The following is an 18676-nucleotide window of genomic DNA, read 5'->3' as shown; positions in this document are numbered from 1 at the left end:
GGCTTGCCAGCGATGAGGCCAACCCAGCCAGCGCAAATCTCAATCCTCACTCGTATCCTTGATCAAATGCGCGGCCAACGTCCGCAACGGCCCCAGCTGCCGGCAGATCAACGCCAGTTGTGTCTGTACCAGCCGTTGCCCCTCATCGATTTCATCGGGCATCTGCTCAAGCTCATTGGCCAGCGCTTCTTCCTCATCGCTCTGAATCGCAATCGCCGATTTGCTCGCCAGGCCTTGGGCGATTTCGTCGATGCTGACGGCCAGTTTCACCCCGGCACCTTCGATCAAGTGCTCGCGTACATCCGTCGGCAATAGGGTTTCGCGATGCGCGCCCAGACCGGACAGGTAACTGAGCAAGGTGTGCGACAACACCAGAAAACGGAAACCCACATCCGCTTCCTTACGGAAATGCCCTGGCTCCATCAGCATGTTGGCCAGGGTGGTCGACAGCGCGGCGTCGGCGTTGTGCGCGTTGCGCCGGGCCAGGCGATACGCCAGGTCGTCGCTTTTCCCGGCGGCGTATTGCTGCATGATCTGGCGCAGGTAAATGCTGTTGCAGGTCAGCGTGTTGGCCAGCACTTTGTTCAGGCGTCGACCCTGCCAGTCCGGCAGGAACAGGAACACCGCCAGCCCGGCGATCAGGCTGCCGAGCAAGGTATCGAACAGCCGTGGCAGGAACAGTCCGTAACCGTCGCCCACCTGGTTGAAGCAGAACAGCACCATCAGGGTGATCGCCGCTGTCGCCAGGGTGTAGCGAGTGGTGCGGTTGGTAAAGAACACCACCCCGGCGGCGATGGCGAAGCATGACTGGATCAGTGGATTGGGGAACAGGTCGAACAGCGCCCAGGCCAGGGTCAGGCCGATGGCGGTGCCAATGATCCGCTGGCCGAGCTTGCGGCGGGTGGCGCCGTAGTTCGGTTGGCAGACAAACAGCGTGGTCAGGATGATCCAGTAACCCTGGGACGGGTGGATCAAATGCACCATCGCGTAGCCGATGCTCAAGGCCAGGGGCAAGCGCAGGGCGTGGCGGAACAGCAGCGACGTTGGCGTCAGCTGCGTGCGCAAACGAATCCACACATCCTTGAGGTTGCGCGGCGAGCGGTCGAGCAGGCTGCTGTCTGTGGCGTCCGCCAGCGCGTCGGGGTTACTGGCATCGCTCAGCAAGCGATCGAGGGTGCCAAGGTTCGCGGCCAGCGCCCGCAATGAGCGTAGCAAACCGCGCCAGGCCGGGTTGCTCTGGATGCGCAAATGCTCGAGGGAGGCGTGCAGGTCGCTCAGGGCTTCGGCGAAGCTGGCGTCATAGATGAATGGCTGACGCATCTGGATCGACTCGGCCAGCGCGCGACAGGCCTTGCCTTGCTGGCGCAACAGGCGCTGACAGCGGAACAGCACGTCACTGTGGAAGAACGCGTCGGCCAGGGCGTTGTAAGGGTAATGCGAAGAACTGGCGCGCTCGTGGATGTCCTGGGCGAGGAAGTACAGCTTCAGGTAACGGCTGACCTTCGAGCCCGGCCGACCGTTGCCGACCCGGTGCAGAATGATCTCCTTGGCTGCGTTGAGGGCCGCCACCACGCGGCCGTTCTGTTGCGCCAGCTCCAGTCGCCGTGCTTCCACGTCCATCTGCCGGATTGGCTCGAACAGTGAGGATTTCAACTTCAGGTAAAAGCCCAGTTCGCGGAACAGCCGCGCCAGACTCTGCTGCACCGGCTGGTTGGAAAACAGCGCTTGCCACAACACCGACAGCACGCCGTACCAGGCCGCACCGGCCACCAACAACAGCGGCTCGTGCCAGAAATCGGTGACCGCGCCACCACGCTGGTCCACGCCGATCATGGTGTAGACCGACAGGATCAGCGTCGCCGAGGCAATCGCGCCATAGCGTTCGCCCAGTGCACCGAGCATGGTCAGGCAGAACGCGGCAAGGGCAAAGGCAATGATGAAGAGGTAGGGGTAAGGAAACAGCAGTTCGACGGACAGGGCGGCAACGGCAAAACACACCAGTGTCACCGCCAATGCGTTGAGACGGCCCTGCCAACTGTCGTCGGTCTCGGCCAGGGCACTGGCGATAATTCCGAGGAACAACGGGATCAGCAGCCCCATTTCATCCTGATACCAACACAGTGCCATGGTGCCGGTCAGGGCAATGAACACCCGTACGCTGTAGCTGAATTTATCCAGCGCCCAAAGGCGACGCAGAGACTGGCTGAACGAAGTCGATGACATGAAGTGCGAGGGCCTTCCGAGGCGATGACGCTAAATTGAGCCACTAATGACGCCGACGCAATGGCGCCGATCACATCAGGCAGCAAAATTTGTTCCTTGATACCACACACCCGCCTCATTTCTTCAGGCACACAAAGAAACCTGTAGGAGCTGGCTTGCCAGCGATGAGGCGGGTACATCCACCATCTTTGTTAACTGTCAGGCCGTCATCGCTGGCAAGCCAGCTCCTGCAGGTATTGCGTTGTGTCAGGCGTATTGCGCGGCGGCGTAGCCGGAGGCCCACGCCCACTGGAAGTTGAAACCGCCCAGGTGCCCGGTGACGTCCAGCACTTCACCAATGAAATACAACCCGGGGCTTTTCAGCGATTCCATGGTCTTGGATGAAACCTCGTTGGTATCCACACCACCCAACGTCACTTCGGCAGTGCGATAGCCTTCGGTGCCGGCCGGCACGACTTTCCAGCTCGCCAGTTTTTCGGCGATGGCGGCGATTTCGGCGTGGGTGTACTGCTTCATCGGTTTGGAGACGAACCAGTTGTCCGCCAACAGATTGGCCATCTTCTTGGTGAAGATTTCACCCAGCAGGGTTTTCAGCTCGCTGTTGGGGCGCTCGGCTTGTTGCTGTTGCAGCCAGTCTGATGCGTCATGGTCGGGCATCAGGTTGATCTCGACGGTATCGCCGGATTCCCAAAACGAAGAAATCTGCAAAATTGCCGGACCACTCAGGCCGCGGTGAGTGAACAGAATGTTCTCGCGAAAGCTCTGGTCGTTGCAGCTCACCAGGCAATCCACCGACGTCCCGGACAGTTCGCTGCACAGTTCCTTGAGTTGATCGGTGATGGTGAACGGCACCAGGCCGGCGCGGGTGGGCAGCAACTCGTGGCCAAATTGCCTGGCCACCTGATAGCCGAAGCCGGTGGCGCCCAGGGTCGGGATCGACAGGCCGCCCGTGGCGATCACCAGGGATTCGCACGTCACCTGGCCGAGGGTGGTGTCGAGCAAGTAACCCTTCTCGAGCTTCTCGATGGTCTGGATCGAGGTGTCCAGGTGCAGGCTCACGCCGACCTGATCGCACTCGTTGAGCAGCATTTCGAGGATGTCGCTGGATTTGTTATCGCAGAACAACTGACCGAGTTTTTTCTCGTGATACGGCACGCCGTGCTTGACGACCATGCCGATGAAATCCCACTGGGTGTAGCGGGCCAGCGCCGATTTGCAGAAATGCGCGTTCTGCGAAAGGAAATTGCCCGGTTCGGTGTACATGTTGGTGAAATTGCAGCGGCCACCGCCCGACATCAGGATTTTCTTGCCGGCCTTGTTCGCGTGGTCGAGCAACAACACCTTGCGCCCGCGCCCGGCGGCGGTCAGTGCGCACATCAACCCTGCGGCGCCAGCGCCAATGATCACGACTTCGGTAGAGCGCAAAACGGTGTCCTCAAAAATTTTCAAACCAACGCGAAACCTGTAGGAGCCGGCTTGCTGGCGATGCAGACGCTGCGGTCCATCTGGTCGACCGCGTCATCGTTCATCGCCAGCAAGCCGGCTCCTACAGTCGATCAGAGGATGCGCACGCGCAGCGATCGGCCCTTGATCTTGCCGTCGTTCAGGCGCTGCAAGGCCTGCTTGGCGATCCCGCGTTCCACGGCCACGAAGGCCTGGAAGTCGAAAATCGCGATCTTGCCGACCTGGGCACCCGGGATACCAGCATCACCGGTCAACGCACCGAGAATGTCACCCGGACGAACTTTATCTTTACGGCCTGCACCGATGCACAGAGTGCTCATCTGCGGCAGCAGCGGCCCACCGCCCTGAGAGGTGAGGTTGTCCACCTGATCCCAGGTCAGCGGCGATTTCTGCAACTGTTCGATAGCCTGCGCGCGTTGAGCTTCGGACGGTGCGACCAGGCTGATCGCGAGGCCTTTCTCGCCAGCACGACCGGTACGGCCAACGCGGTGGATGTGGATTTCCGAATCACGGGCCAGCTCGACGTTGATCACCATGTCCAGGGAATCGATGTCCAGGCCCCGGGCCGCGACGTCGGTGGCAACCAGTACCGAAGTACTGCGGTTGGCGAACATCGCCAGCACCTGGTCGCGATCACGCTGTTCCAGATCACCATGCAGGCCCACGGCAGAGATGCCCTTGGCAGTCAGGTGATCGACCGTTTCCTGAACCTGCTGCTTGGTGAAGCAGAAGGCCACACAGGAAGCCGGGCGGAAGTGGCCGAGGACCTTGGTCACGGCGCTCATGCGTTCTTCCGGGGAAATCTCGTAGAAGCGCTGCTCGATCTGCGTGTCGTCGTGAAACGCTTCGGCCTTCACTTGCTGCGGGTTGCGCATGAACTTCGAAGCCAGTTGCTTGATGCCCACCGGGTACGTGGCGGAGAACAGCAGGGTCTGGCGACGTTCCGGCGCCTGCATGATGATTTCTTCGATGGAATCGTAGAAACCCATGTCGAGCATGCGGTCGGCTTCGTCGAGGATCAGGGTGTTGAGGCCGTGCAATACCAGCGAACCTTTGCGCAGGTGTTGCTGGATGCGCCCCGGGGTGCCGACGATGATGTGCGCGCCGTGTTCCAGCGAAGCGATCTGCGGACCGAGGGACACGCCACCGCACAAGGTCAGGACCTTGATGTTGTCTTCGGCACGGGCCAGGCGACGGATTTCCTTGGCGACCTGGTCGGCCAGCTCGCGGGTCGGGCACAGGATCAGTGCCTGGCAGCCGAAGTAGCGCGGATTGATCGGGTTCAGCAGGCCGATGCCGAACGCAGCAGTCTTGCCGCTGCCGGTCTTGGCCTGGGCGATCAGGTCCATCCCCTTGAGGATCACCGGCAAGCTTTGCGCCTGGATCGGCGTCATCTGGGCATAACCGAGGGAGTCGAGGTTAGCCAGCATGGCGGCGGACAGCGGCAAAGTATTAAATTCGGTGGCGATGGTGGTCACGGGACTGGCCTGCAAAACAAAATGTCGCGCAGTGTACCAGTCCGATGGCCATTCGCCCTAAGGTTCGATGTGCTGTTCCGGACGTTTGACGCGCCGTCCGTCTTCCTTTGAGAGCTGGGAAAAGATCGTCGCGGCCAGCATCGCCATGATGCCTACCGTCACGAATGTCAGCTGGAAGGCACCCAGAACCGTGTCTACACCGTCGTTTCCAATCTCCGCCGTGAACCCGCCCAGCAATGCACCGGCGCACGCAACGCCAAGGCTCAACGACAATTGTGCGACCACAGACAGCAGGCTGTTGCCGCTGCTGGCGCTGGCGTCGTCGAGGTCGATCAGGGTCACGGTGTTCATTGCCGTGAATTGCAAGGAGTTGATCGCACCGAGAATCGCCAGCATGCACAACAGCAGCCAGTAAGGCGTCTGCTCGCTGACCAGGCCCATGCTCGCCAGCATGATCCCCAGCGCCAGCGTGTTGCCGGTCAGCACGATGCGGTAGCCCAGGCGTTCAATCATTGGCCGCGCCACCCACTTGGCGATCATCGCCGCAGCAGCCAGCGGCAGCATGCTCATCCCGGCCTGGGACGGCGAATAGCCCAGCGCCACTTGCAGCAACAACGGCACCAGGAACGGCAGGGCACCGCTGCCCAGGCGAGCGAACAGGTTGCCGAGAATCCCGACGGCAAAGGTCCGGGTCCTGAACAGCGATGGCGCGAACAGTGGATTTTCGATGTGCCCGGCGCGCAGCCAATACGCCGCCAGACACGCCATGCCGCCGAACAACAGCAACATCACCCGCAAGTGCGGCAGGTGCAATTCCCCCAGACCCTCCATGGCAACGGTGATCAGAATCATCGCCGCGCCGAACAGCAAGAAGCCCAGGCTATCGAAGCGCGTGCGCTCGGAGCCGCGCAGGTCGGGGATGAATTTCCACACGGCGTAGCAACCGATCAGGCCCACCGGCAGGTTGATCAGGAAGATCCAGTGCCAGGTCAGGAACTGCACCATCCAGCCGCCCATGGTCGGGCCGATCAGCGGACCGAGCAGGCCGGGAATGGTGATGAAGCCCATGATCCGCACCAGTTCCGAGCGCGGGTAGGCACGAAGCACCACCAGTCGCCCGACCGGCAGCATCAACGCGCCGCCCAGGCCTTGAATCACCCGGGCGCCGATCAACTGGGTCAGGCTGGTCGACAATGCGCAGAGCAGTGAGCCGAGGCTGAACAGCAGAATCGCGCTGAAGAAGATTTTCCTGGTGCCGAAGCGGTCGGCGATCCAGCCAGAGGCGGGAATCAGCAACGCGACCGTAAGCATGTAGGCGATGATCACACCCTGCATGCGCAGCGGATCTTCAGCCAGGTCGCGGGCCATGGCCGGCAGGGCGGTGTTGAGGATCGTTCCGTCGAGGGACTGCATGAAAAACGCGATGGCGACGACCCACGGTATCCAGCGGGCTGTGACAGGATCGAGAGGCGGGCGATTGGGCATGGGACCTCTTGGAGGTTGAAGTGATCGCAGTCCATGTGGGAGCGAGCCTGCTCGCGATGAGGCCCTTTCATTCAACATTAACGTCGGCTGAACTACCGCTATCGCGAGCAGGCTCGCTCCCACTGGATTCCCGGTGTGCCGGGGATTTTTGTCTTTACAGGGTCAAGGTGAGTTTGCTGACCAGCGCCCCCGGCAGCAGCGCCGAAGCCGTTGCCCGCTGGCTGTAGGTACTCGCCGACAACAGCATCTCGCGCTCCTGGGTCAGCGCCTCCAACTGCGACCCGAGCAGACTGAAGGCGCTGTCATCGAAACGCATGGTGCTGACCGGCGCCTGTATCTCGCCATTCTCGACCCAGAACGTCGCAAATCGGGTCATGCCGGTCAGGCGAGCTGCCGGTTGATCCGAGAAGTTCAAGTACCACAGGTTGCTGATGTACAGACCGGTGCCGAGTTGCTTGAGCACGTCTGCCTCAGGCAAATCGCCGGCCTGCAAGTTCAACGCACTCGGCGATTCGCCGCCGCTGGCACCGTTGGCGGTCAGGCCGTATTCGGCGGCGCTGCGCGAGCCGACCATTTGCGCGCCAGCCTTGCCTTCGACAATCAAGCGCAAATCACTGCGCGGGTAACCCTCGTCGGAAAACGCCGGGCTGAGCGAACCACTGACTTTCTCATCCAGCGAAACCAGTGGACTGAACGTCTGATCGCCCGCGTACAGCTTCTGCAGCGGGCTGCTTTTGCTGGCAATCGACTGTGCGGAAAAACCGCCCCAGCACAGCATGCCCATGATCTCCTCCAGTGCAGCGGGGGCGAGATAAGCGCGGTACTGCCCCGGCGGCAATGTGCGCAACGGACGCCCCAGAAACTCAAGTTGCTCGCGGGCCTGCTGGAAGCGCTTGGCAAAACCTTCGCTGCTCCAGTCATGCCCGGCATAGCTGGCTTTGACGGCCTGACCGTTTTCATGGAACAGGCTGAAGTCGAAGTTGAAACTGTTGGCCTGATGCCAGCCAAACGCCCCGGCGGAACTGGCAAAACCACGGCTGATCGGCCCGGCGGCATAGAATCCGACCAGGTCCAGCCCTTCAGCGGCGCGGGTGATTTCGTCGACCACTTGCCCGGTATCCGGCAGTGGATGCTCCTGCACGTTCTTGCTTTGCCAGCCGTTGTAGTTGAGCAGCAGGTACGGGTCCTTCGGCAGCAGCGGCAAGGTTTCACGCAGCTGTTGCAAACCTTCGGTCAGACGCTGAAGGTCGACTTGCGGATCGTCCGCCAGGGTGATTTGCAGGTCGGCGTGACGGCCCTCGTTGATCAGTTTCAAACCGATGCTCGCTTGCTGCACGTGCCCGGCCTGCCGCACCCTGGCGTGGTTGAAACGCACGAAGGCCGACGACTCGGCCGCGTAACTGAGGGTGAACTGTTCCGGTTCGCGCAGGGCTGCGCGCAATCCGGCGACCAAGGCCTTGAACGATTCGACCTGGGCTTTTGAGGCGCTCGTGAAAGTGGTCATCAGGCATCTCCCCCGAACACATCAACGTTACTGAACACGCAGGCGGGTGAAGCGTGACCGACGCGGATCACCTGATTCGGCTCGCCCTTGCCGCAGTTGGGGGTGCCGAGGACCTTGAAGGTGCTGGCATCGCCGACAGCGCTGAGGCTCTTCCAGAACTGCGCGGAAATCGCCCGGTAATTCGGGTTTTTCACCACACCCTTGAGTTCACCGTTTTCGATCAACTGGCCCCATTCGCAGCCGAACTGGAATTTGTTGCGCGCATCGTCGATGGACCAGGAACGGTTGGTGCTCATCAGAATGCCGTGCTCGATGTTGCCGATCAGCTGTTCCAGCGGCTGATCCCCTGGTTCGATGTTGAGGTTGGCCATCCGGTCGATCGGCGGACGGTTCCAGCCGCAGGCGCGGCTGTTGGCGACGCCGTCCATTCCTGCGCGAAATTGCGACAGCGCTCCACCCAACGGGCGCAGCAGCAGGCCTTCGCGGATCAGGAACTGTTTGCTGGCGGCCGTGCCGTCGTCGTCATGGCCGTAGCTGGCGAGCTGCTCGGGGATGTCCGGGTCGAAGGTCACGTTGAGCAGCTTCGAACCGTATTGCAGGCGGCCGAAGTCTTCAGTCTTGACGAAGCTGGTGCCCGCGTAATTGCGTTCGTCGCCCAGGATGCGGTCCAGCTCCAGCGGGTGGCCGATGGATTCGTGGATCTGCAAGATCATTTGATCAGGTGTCAGCAGCAGGTCGCGAGGACCTTGCGGAGTGTTCGGCGCCAGCAGCAATTGCAGCGCCTGATCGGCGATTTTCACCCCTGCGCCAATCAGCCCGCAGCGGCTGATGACATCAAAGCCACCCTGTTGGCCGAAGTTTTCCCGGCCGAACGTTCGGGTCTGACTGTCATTGCCGTCGTAGGCGGTGATATCAAGGCCGGGGTAGACGAAGCGCTGTGCCTGACGCAGTTCGGCGCCGGCACTGCTGAGGTAAATCTGCTCGACATGAGTGATGCCGATGCTCACCTGCCAGTTCACCAGGCGCTCGTCCTTGGGTACGGCGGCGGATTCGGCACTGAGCAATTGGTAGCAATCGCTCAGGCTTGGAAACGGCTGGTCGAGGTTCGGCGAAAAATAATCGGCGCGATCACTGGAGACGGCTTGTTCGCGCAGGTCCAGCAGAGCATGGGGTTTGAGTCGACGGGCTTGTTGCTCGGCGCGGTCCAGCGCCGCTTGCAGGCCTTGTTGCGACAGGTCATTGGTCGCGGCATAGGCTTCGACGCCGTTGACCCGAACGGTCAACATCGCCCCTTCGTCACGGCTCAGGCTTGGCGGTTCGGCGACGTTCTTGCGCACCGACAGGTACTGGCCGGATTCGCGCACATAACGCAGGGAAAAGAATTCAGCGCCCGTGCGCAACGCAGCAAAACGCTGCTTGAGCTGGGGGTGGAAATCAAACATTCGGGAACCTCCTTGGTATGGAGTGACGGCGAAGCGGTGTTGCGAGGGGAGGGGTGAAACGATTGCGTGGCGCTAGATTAGGCCTGTGCGGGGGGAGGATCAAGTTTGGATCGGGCTTGGGAAGGATTAAGAGCCGCAGCCGGCGCGTGACGACTTGGCTGATGATTTAGTTCGCGAACAGCCATTGCAGCTAGCTCGCGAACAATCCCACTGTCTGGCAAAGGAGTGCGTTCAGCCGTTCAAATAAACGAAAGCCGCAACATAAATGAATAGGCTTGCAAAAAAAACAGGCAGGATTTTTCTCGTTTTTGCGACCGCGAGGAAGGTCCCGACCAGCAAGAACAGCTTCAGTGCATCCAGCGTTTCAAATTGCTCAATTAGGGTCAGAACATCCCTTTTGTTGAATGCAGTGTCGTAAATGATGACTCCCAACATTGCTTGTGCGCTGTAGCTGATGAATCGATAAAAGGAACCTTGGGTTTGCGTCAGTGCGGCGCTGTTTTTGAAGGCAAAGGGAAGGGCACGAAATACAAAAGCGGTAATGGCGGAAAATGCAATAAGAAGCCAGATCGTCATGGCGCTACCTCGCGTCGCTTTTTGCAATTATTTTCAATTAGCACAATTAATCCGCCGATTACAAAAGGCGTGCAGAGCAAGCTGTAATCCTTGAATAGATAGACGAGTAGTGGCGCTTCGATAAAGCCAAGCCAATAACTGGATACCTCCGAATAGTGGGGCCAATGCTTGCCGGCCAAAGCGGTAAATTGTAAGGGCAATAGAAGTGTCATTGCTGCATAGATGACCGGTGAGGTGAGCGCTGCTCCGGCGATGAAACCGATGTAGGTGCAGATTATCGATACGCCAAATATTGGAAGGCCAAGGCCGATCATGTAAGTAAACGGATGATCGGCTTTGCGTTTGAATCGAGTGACGCAGCCTGTAAAAATCGAAGGTGTGATCAGAATCAAGGAGGCCATGGTTTTACTGGTGGAAGTATTTCTTATGTAGGGGGCAAGTGTCGCGGACATTAGTACGAAGCGAGCATTGAGCGCCAGGATTATAGGGAGCAGTATCCATCCGTCGTTATGGCTTTGTATTAGCAAAAACTGCAATGGCGTGGAGAATATTAATAGGGTTGTTGCAAGCGTTTGGGTCAAAGATAAAGATTGTGTTGCGCTTAAAACACCTATGGATATATAGAGGAAAATAAACGCTACGCCGAACGTTATTGAATCTCGCGCGCCTTCATTAAAAACCTGGGCAGCCGTGGATCGGGTGGAGGTATTCGAAACCGTCATCAACGTGCGTCCTGCGTATAGGTTGTTTCATCCAGCGGGAAGTATTGTTTTCTAGGACCCTTGCTCCGGAACAGTAGTCGCGGCGTTGTGTTGAAAGTCGAGTTGTGCGCTTGATCGCGAGCCTCGTTGGCATTGATGCTCAGCATCGGACGGGCATGAAGTATTTTGTGGTTGGCTACGATCAGGAACGTACCGGTTTCGGCTGTTGAAACATGGTGTTTTGCATTCGGCAGGCCAACGCGGATTTTGTCCAGCACATGCTGGCCACCATTTTTTGCGCGCATCCGCTCACCGTTCTCCGGATCAATTCGGAAATCCAGCGAAAACTGAAAGCCGTAGAGTTCGGAATACTCAACGACGTGACGAACCCTTTCTTTTAAGCCGCTGACGTTTTTGCCGGAAATGAACATTGCTTGCATCGTTAATAATTCGTGCACTTCCTCGTCGCTCAAGTCGCACAGTAAATCACTTGGGAAATAATAGGCGGTAGGAGTTTTTGTAACGTCGCGGCAAACGGTCAGCGCCAGGTAGTCAACGTTCAGGTTTTCATATAAGTCATCGGAGTGCGGTGTGATATCGCCGTGACCATTGCCCCATTCCCGATATTTCTCTGCAGAAGGTTTTAGATACAGCGCTTTGTGCTCTTCGTAATCGTATTTTATGTCAGTGAGATGAAACAGGTCAGCCAAAGCCTCGTGCACGGTTAGCGCCAGCTTTGGTGAATCAAGGCTGAATATGTTTTTTATGCAGACGGCCGCGCACCCATTTGCCAGTCCAACTTTGTCAAAATAAAAGGTGTCTTCTGTGCGTAGGTACGTTAGGAATAGATTAACCAGTTGTGTTTTCAGGATGTGCGTTTCTTGAAGTTTGTTTTTTTTCCACCAGGACTCAATAACGCCGGCCAAGTAACTAAAATCCAGAACGATGGTTTTTTCTTGGGATATTTTTTCTCGGAAATGACTCACTTCCTTAGTGAGGTTCATGTCAGGCATTTTGGGTCCCCTTTGACGTTATTTTTATCTGGCTAAAGCGCGGCGCGGATAGTAATGGAGGATTTCATGTGTGTGGGGACGCAAGTGTTGCGAGTTTTGTTTAAGTGTATTATTTGTTTTTAGTTACTGGGTGTGAGGATTGTTGTTTGGTGTGCGGAGTTTGTGTTAGCCAAAAAAAACCGCCAACCCATAAAGGTTGGCGGTTTTGATTGAAGCAAGGGTGCTGATTATTAGTTAGCAGTCAGACCCACTTCACGCATCGGCTTGCCCTTCACCGGCGCCTCACCCGCCACATAGTAAGTGGCAGTGCTGCGCGGCAACGGCTGGCGACCGCGGATCTTGTCGGCGATTTTCTCGGCCATCATGATCGTGGGTGCATTCAGGTTGCCGGTGGTGATGATCGGCATGATCGAAGCGTCGACCACGCGCAGGCCTTGCATGCCATGCACGCGACCTTCGCCATCGACCACGGCCATCTCGTCGGTGCCCATCTTGCACGAGCAGGACGGGTGGAACGCGGTTTCGGCGTGTTCGCGGATGAACTTGTCCAGCTGCTCATCGGTTTGCACTTCGATGCCCGGGCTGATTTCGCGACCACGGAAAGCGTCCAGCGCCGGTTGCTGCATGATTTCACGGGTCAGGCGGATGCCGTCGCGGAATTCCTGCCAGTCCTGCTCGGTGGCCATGTAGTTGAACAGGATGCTCGGGTGCTGGCGCGGGTCTTTGGACTTGGCCTGGATACGACCGCGGCTTGGCGAACGCATGGAGCCCATGTGCGCCTGGAAGCCGTGCTCTTTCACACCGTTGCTGCCGTTGTAGTTAATCGCCACCGGCAGGAAGTGGTACTGGATGTTCGGCCATTCGAACTCTTCGCGCGTGCGGATGAAACCGCCCGCTTCGAACTGGTTGCTGGCGCCGATGCCGGTGCCGTTAAACAGCCACTCGGCACCGATGGCCGGCTGGTTGTACCAGAGCAGCGACGGGTACAGCGAGACCGGTTGGGTGCACGCGTATTGCAGGTACAGCTCAAGGTGGTCCTGCAGGTTTTCACCGACGCCCGGCAGGTCGTGGACGACCGGAATGTCGAGCTTGTTCAGCAGTTCGGCCGGGCCGACGCCGGAGCGTTGCAGGATCTGCGGCGAAGCAATGGCGCCGGAGCACAGCAGGACTTCCTTGCGCGCTTTGGCTTCGACACGCTCTTCAGCGTCGCCGACCAGGTAACGTACGCCGACCGCACGCTTGCCTTCGAACAGGATCTTGTCCGTCAGGGCGTGGGTGACGATGGTCAGGGTCGAGCGCTTTTTGGCCACGTCGAGGTAACCGCGAGCCGTGGAAGCACGACGGCCGTTTGGCGTCACGGTGCGGTCCATTGGACCGAAGCCTTCCTGCTGGTAACCATTCAAGTCGGAGGTAGCGGGGTAACCGGCCTGCACGCCGGCTTCAACCATGGCGTGGAACAGCGGGTTGTTGCCGGCTTTCGGCGTGGTCACGCTGACCGGACCGTCGCCGCCGTGGTAATCGTTCGGGCCGATGTCGCGCGTTTCCGCTTTGCGGAAATACGGCAGGCAGTCGAGGTACGACCAGTCTTCCAGACCTGGCAGTTTCGCCCAGCCGTCGTAATCCATGGCGTTGCCGCGGATGTAGCACATGCCGTTGATCAGCGAAGAGCCGCCGAGGCCCTTGCCGCGTCCGCATTCCATCCGGCGGCCGTCCATGTGCGGTTCTGGATCGGTTTCGTAGGCCCAGTTATAACGACGGCCCTGCAGCGGGAACGCCAGGGCAGCGGGCATTTGCGTGCGGAAGTCGAGACGATAATCCGGGCCGCCTGCTTCGAGCAGCAGGACGGTGACGCCTTCGTCTTCAGTCAGACGGGTCGCCAGGGTGTTACCGGCAGAGCCGGCACCGATAATGATGTAGTCGAATTCTTGGGACATTGAATGCACCCTCTTTGATAGTGGTCAGGTCGGGCCTGGGCGAGTGCTGCGCACTCGATCGCCGGCAAGCCGGCTCCTACAGGATCGGGGTGACCGATGATTTGGCGAGCGACGCCAAACCTGTAGCAGCTGGCTTGCCAGCGAAAGCGGCCTCACGGGCGATACAAAACCCGGGTTAGAACACCGAGACGTAATCGCCCAGCTCGACCTGTACCGATTTGATGCGGGTGAAGTTGTTCAGCGAGCTGATCCCGTTCTCACGGCCAACACCCGACTGCTTGTAGCCACCGACCGGCATCTTCGCGTCGGATTCGCCCCAGGCGTTGATCCAGCAGATACCGGCTTCCAGTTGATGAATCACGCGGTGGGCGCGGTTCAGGTCCTTGGTGACGATACCGGCGGCCAGGCCGAAGTCGGTATCGTTGGCGCGGCGGATCACTTCTTCTTCGGTTTCGTACGACAGGATCGCCATCACCGGGCCAAAGATTTCTTCACGGACGATGGTCATGTCGTCAGTGCAGTCGGTGAACACGGTCGGCGCGACGAACGCACCTTTGGCGAATTCGCCGTCAGTCAGGCGTTGACCGCCGCACAGCAGGCGGGCGCCTTCTTCCTTGCCCTTGGCGATGTAGCCCAGCACGCTTTCCATGTGGGCGAAGCTCACCAGCGGACCGAAGTTGGTGTTTTCGTCTTCCGGGTTGCCGATGCGGATACGTGCAACACGCTCGGCAATCTTGGCTTCGAAAGCGGCTTTCAAGTGCGCCGGAACGAACACGCGAGTGCCGTTGGTGCAGACCTGGCCGGAGCTGTAGAAGTTGGCCATCATTGCGGTGTCGGCGGCGCGATCGAGGTCGGCGTCGTCGCAGATGATCAGCGGGGACTTGCCGCCCAGTTCCATGGTCACGTCCTTGAGCGAAGAGCTCGAGGCGCTGGCCATGACTTTCTTGCCGGTGTCGGTGCCGCCGGTGAACGAGACTTTCTCGATGCGCGGGTGTTCGGTCAGCCAGGTGCCGACTTCACGGCCGCTGCCGGTCAGGACGTTGAACACGCCGTCTGGCACGCCGGCCTCGGTGTAGATTTCGGCCAGTTTCAGGGTGGTCAGCGAGGTGACTTCGCTTGGCTTGAAGATCATCGCGTTACCGGCGGCCAGGGCCGGTGCGGATTTCCACAGGGCGATCTGGATCGGGTAGTTCCACGCGCCGATACCGGCGACGACGCCCAGTGGCTCGCGACGGGTGTAGACGAACGACGTGGTGCGCAGCGGAATCTGCTCGCCTTCGATGGCCGGCACCAGGCCTGCGTAGTATTCCAGCACGTCCGCACCGGTCACGATGTCGACGTAACGGGTTTCGGAGTAGGCCTTGCCGGTGTCCAGGGTTTCCAGGGCTGCCAGTTCGTCGTTGCGCTCACGGAGGATTTCCACGGCGCGACGCAGGATGCGCGAACGCTCCATGGCGGTCATCGCAGCCCAGATTTTCTGACCCTTTTCGGCGCTGACCACAGCGCGCTCGACGTCTTCCTTGGTCGCGCGTTGTACTTTAGCGAGGACTTCACCGTTAGCCGGGTTGATGGCTTCGAAGGTGGCATCGCTGCCAGCGTCAGAGTAACCGCCATCGATGTAGAGTTTTTGCAATTCGAAACGGGCCATAAAGTCCTCGCAAGTGCATCAGTGATTGGCGCTGTGCGGTGGTTGAGCGTTCTGTGTGTGCTCTAACTCACCCGCTTGGCCAGTTGGAAATCCATGTATTCGTAAGCGATCCGGTGCGCCTGCTCGGTGTCGAAAGCGTCTCCCGACAGCGCGCCGCGCAACCACAAACCGTCAATGAGGGCTGCCAGGCCACGGGCTGCACTGCGCGCATCATCGAGCGGCAATACGCGGCGGAACTGGCAGCACAGGTTGGAATACAGACGGTGATCGTTGATCCGCTGCAACCTGTGCAAAGACGGGTGGTGCATGCTGGTGGCCCAGAAGGCCAGCCAGGTTTTCATTGCCGGGCCATTGACCTGGCTGGCGTCGAAGTTGCCTTCGATGATCACCTGAAGGTGAGCCCGTGGGCTCTCGTCCTTCAGCGCCTGACGGCGCGCGGTGACGTTCTCGCTCAGCACCGTCATCAGATACTGCGCCGTGGCAGCAATCAGGCCGTTCTTGTCCTGAAAGTAATGACTGATGATGCCATTCGAGACACCGGCCAAACGGGCGATCAGCGCAATGCTGGCGTCCCCCATTCCGACCTGATCGACCGCCTGCAAAGTGGCTTCGATCAATTGCTGGCGGCGGATGGGTTGCATACCGACCTTGGGCATCTTGCACATCTCCTTAGGCCTTCCGGCAGACGCAAAACGTCTGTCGGACTGAGGGCCAGTCTATTTTGTTTTGATTGAACGTTCAATCAACAAAGAATAAGATCTGCGACAATTCGTCGCTGCTTACAGGTTTTTCCTACGCATGAATGACGAAAAACCGACATCTAAAATGGCTCGAAACCTATACGCCACGGCGCTTTTAGGGTTTCGGGCTTTTTCGGGGTGTCTTTATAACACCCGCTGGTCGGCTGCCAACTAACCGATTGGTCGGGTAACGCGTTGCCTTGTGATCTTCTCCCGCACTGCCCGGAGCATCTGTGCCATGAGTTCTGCCTCACTAATAAAGACCCCGCCCGAGAAGGTGACGGTCAACGGTTGGGTGTTCTACACCTCCACCGCGTTGATTCTATTGTTGACCGCCATTCTGATCATCGCCCCGCAAGAGGCCGGTCGAATGCTCGGTACGGCGCAAGCCTGGCTGTCGCGCAGCTTTGGCTGGTATTACATGGTGGTAATCGCCGCCTATCTGATTTTCGTGGTTGGCCTGGCGTTCTCGTCCTACGGCAAACTGAAACTGGGCAGCAAGGACGATACCCCGGACTTCAGCTACGGCGCCTGGGCGGGGATGCTGTTCTCGTCGGGTATCGGCATTTCGTTGCTGTACTTCGGCGCTTCGGAGCCGCTGGATCACTATTTCAATCCGCCGGAAGGCGTGGCCGGCAGCAACCTCGCGGCGCGTCAGGCGGTGCAGCTGACGTTCCTGCACTGGGGCCTGCATGGCTGGGCGATCTATGCGCTGGTCGGCCTGGCCGTTGCCTATTTTGCTTACCGTCATAACCAGCCGCTGGCGTTGCGTTCGGCGCTGTACCCGCTGGTGGGCGAGCGTTGGGTCAAGGGCGCGGCCGGTCATGCGGTAGACGGCTTTGGCATGTTCGTGACCCTGCTGGGCCTGGTGACCAACCTGGGGATTGGTTCGCTGCAAGTGTCGTCCGGGCTGGAAAACCTGTTCGGCATGGAGCACAGCAACACCAACCTGCTGATCGTGATTATCGTGATGAGCACCGTGGCGACCATCGCGGCCGTGTCGGGCGTGGAAAACGGCATCCGCCGTCTGTCCAACCTCAACATCATCCTGTTCAGCGGCCTGCTGATTTTCGTCCTGCTGTTCGGTCCGACCCTGCACCTGCTCAACGGTTTTGTACAGAACGTCGGTGACTACCTGAACGGCGTGGTGCTGAAGACTTTCGACCTCTATGTGTACGAAGGCGACGGTGACAAGTCCGACCGCTGGCTGGGCCTGTGGACCCTGTTCTACTGGGCCTGGTGGATTTCCTGGGCGCCATTCGTAGGCATGTTCATCGCGCGTATTTCCCGTGGTCGCACGGTGCGTGAACTGGTGGCAGGCGTTTTGCTGATTCCGCTGGGCTTTACCCTCGCGTGGCTGTCGATCTTCGGTAACTCGGCCCTGGACCTGGTAATGAACCACGGTGCGGTGGAGCTTGGGAAAACGGCGCTGGAACAGCCGTCCATGGCGATCTACCAGTTGCTGGAGCACTACCCGGCGTCGAAGGTGGTGATCGGTGTGTCGATCTTCGTCGGTTTCGTGCTGTTCCTGACCCCCGCGGACTCCGGCGCGGTGATGATGGCCAACCTTTCCTGCAAGGGCGGTAACGTCGACGAAGACGCTCCGCACTGGTTGCGGATTTTCTGGTCGGTGGTGATCACCCTGGTGACCATCGGCCTGCTGTTCGCCGGTAACTTCGAAGCCATGCAAACCATGGTGGTGCTGGCCGGTCTGCCGTTCTCGGTGGTGCTGGTGTGCTTCATGTTCGGCCTGCACAAGGCCATGCGCCAGGACGTGCAGATCGAACAGGAGCAAGCGCAACTGGCGGCACGCGGTCGCCGTGGTTTCAGCGAGCGTTTGACGCAACTGGACCTGCAACCGAGTCAGTCGGTGGTCCAGCGTTTCATGGACAAGCATGTGAGCCCGGCATTGCAGGACGCGACGACGCAGATGCGTGCGCAAGGCCTGGAAGTGCAGACGCTGTTGGGCAAGTCCAAGCGTTGCATGGGCGTGCGGGTCGAGATGGACGAGGGCAACCCGTTTGTCTATGAAGTGAGCCTGGATGGTTATCTGGCGACGCCGACAGAATCGGCTCAATCCGATGAGGCGCGTCAGCGTTACTACCGCGCCGAGGTGTATCTGCACAACGGCAGCCAGGACTACGACTTGATGGGTTTCACCCAGGATCAGATCACCCGTGACGTGCTTGATCAGTTTGAAAGCCATCGGCAGCTCCTTGGCCGGGTGTATAGCTAAACCTTGAGATTCAGCGGTGCAGTCAGCTGCACCGCTGAACCATTGTGGTGAGGGAGCTTGCTCCCGCTCGGCTGCGAAGCAGTCGTAAATCCGGATAACGCGTTCTGTCTGAATCACCGCGGTGTCTGGTTTGGGGCTGCTTCGCAGCCCAGCGGGAGCAAGCTCCCTCGCCACAGTTGTCAGTATTCCAAGCCTTTTATGTGTACTAACAAAAACGCCGCGATCCTCTCGC

General features: G+C 59.2%; 13 protein-coding genes. 1 reads left to right on the top strand and 12 read right to left on the bottom strand.

What is annotated here, in order from left to right; all coding sequences use genetic code 11:
- Window positions 1–39 precede the first annotated feature (39 nt).
- From yccS to betI, 12 genes are all read right to left on the bottom strand, one after another.
- Window positions 40–2223: a YccS family putative transporter gene (gene yccS / locus M5G20_RS09030; protein WP_273918869.1), complete on the bottom strand. Its 2184-nt coding sequence runs from the start codon at window positions 2221–2223 to the stop codon at window positions 40–42.
- Between the two features lie 246 nt (window positions 2224–2469).
- Window positions 2470–3648, bottom strand: coding sequence for an NAD(P)/FAD-dependent oxidoreductase (locus tag M5G20_RS09025; RefSeq protein ID WP_273918868.1), 1179 nt, complete (start codon window positions 3646–3648; stop codon window positions 2470–2472).
- Window positions 3649–3779: 131 nt separating this feature from the next.
- Window positions 3780–5117 (bottom strand): ATP-dependent RNA helicase DbpA, encoded by a 1338-nt coding sequence (gene dbpA, locus M5G20_RS09020; RefSeq protein ID WP_244858296.1) that lies wholly within the window; start codon window positions 5115–5117, stop codon window positions 3780–3782.
- 105 nt (window positions 5118–5222) lie between these two features.
- The gene (mdtD, locus tag M5G20_RS09015) at window positions 5223–6650 is read right to left on the bottom strand and encodes a multidrug transporter subunit MdtD (protein ID WP_273918865.1); all 1428 of its coding nucleotides are present in this window, start codon (window positions 6648–6650) and stop codon (window positions 5223–5225) included.
- A gap of 154 nt (window positions 6651–6804) precedes the next feature.
- Window positions 6805–8154: a TldD/PmbA family protein gene (locus M5G20_RS09010; RefSeq protein ID WP_273918863.1), complete on the bottom strand. Its 1350-nt coding sequence runs from the start codon at window positions 8152–8154 to the stop codon at window positions 6805–6807.
- Complete coding sequence (locus M5G20_RS09005; RefSeq protein ID WP_273918861.1) at window positions 8154–9596, bottom strand: TldD/PmbA family protein; 1443 nt, start codon at window positions 9594–9596, stop codon at window positions 8154–8156. Before M5G20_RS09005 ends, M5G20_RS09010 begins: the two co-directional genes overlap by 1 nt.
- 231 nt (window positions 9597–9827) lie before the next feature.
- Window positions 9828–10172, bottom strand: coding sequence for an AzlD domain-containing protein (locus tag M5G20_RS09000; protein WP_273918859.1), 345 nt, complete (start codon window positions 10170–10172; stop codon window positions 9828–9830).
- On the bottom strand, window positions 10169–10894 hold the full coding sequence (locus M5G20_RS08995; RefSeq protein WP_273918857.1) for an AzlC family ABC transporter permease: 726 nt from the start codon (window positions 10892–10894) through the stop codon (window positions 10169–10171). Before M5G20_RS08995 ends, M5G20_RS09000 begins: the two co-directional genes overlap by 4 nt.
- Window positions 10894–11886, bottom strand: a complete 993-nt coding sequence (locus M5G20_RS08990; RefSeq protein ID WP_273918856.1) for a hypothetical protein — start codon at window positions 11884–11886, stop codon at window positions 10894–10896. Before M5G20_RS08990 ends, M5G20_RS08995 begins: the two co-directional genes overlap by 1 nt.
- Window positions 11887–12116: 230 nt before the next feature.
- Window positions 12117–13820, bottom strand: coding sequence for a choline dehydrogenase (gene betA / locus M5G20_RS08985; protein WP_273918855.1), 1704 nt, complete (start codon window positions 13818–13820; stop codon window positions 12117–12119).
- A gap of 175 nt (window positions 13821–13995) precedes the next feature.
- Window positions 13996–15468 (bottom strand): betaine-aldehyde dehydrogenase, encoded by a 1473-nt coding sequence (gene betB / locus M5G20_RS08980; RefSeq protein ID WP_075946245.1) that lies wholly within the window; start codon window positions 15466–15468, stop codon window positions 13996–13998.
- Window positions 15469–15530: 62 nt separating this feature from the next.
- Window positions 15531–16124 carry a transcriptional regulator BetI gene (gene betI / locus M5G20_RS08975; protein WP_075946244.1) on the bottom strand — a complete coding sequence of 198 codons (594 nt, stop codon included), beginning with the start codon at window positions 16122–16124 and terminating at the stop codon, window positions 15531–15533.
- Window positions 16125–16503: 379 nt separating this feature from the next.
- Between betI and M5G20_RS08970 the strand changes: the two genes are divergently transcribed.
- On the top strand, window positions 16504–18444 hold the full coding sequence (locus tag M5G20_RS08970) for a BCCT family transporter (RefSeq protein WP_273919048.1): 1941 nt from the start codon (window positions 16504–16506) through the stop codon (window positions 18442–18444).
- Window positions 18445–18676 lie beyond the last annotated feature (232 nt).

Origin of the sequence: Pseudomonas sp. TNT2022 ID1044 (assembly GCF_028656895.1) — a bacterium.
Classification (GTDB): domain Bacteria; phylum Pseudomonadota; class Gammaproteobacteria; order Pseudomonadales; family Pseudomonadaceae; genus Aquipseudomonas; species Aquipseudomonas reinekei.
This window is presented reverse-complemented; position numbering and strand designations above follow the sequence as displayed.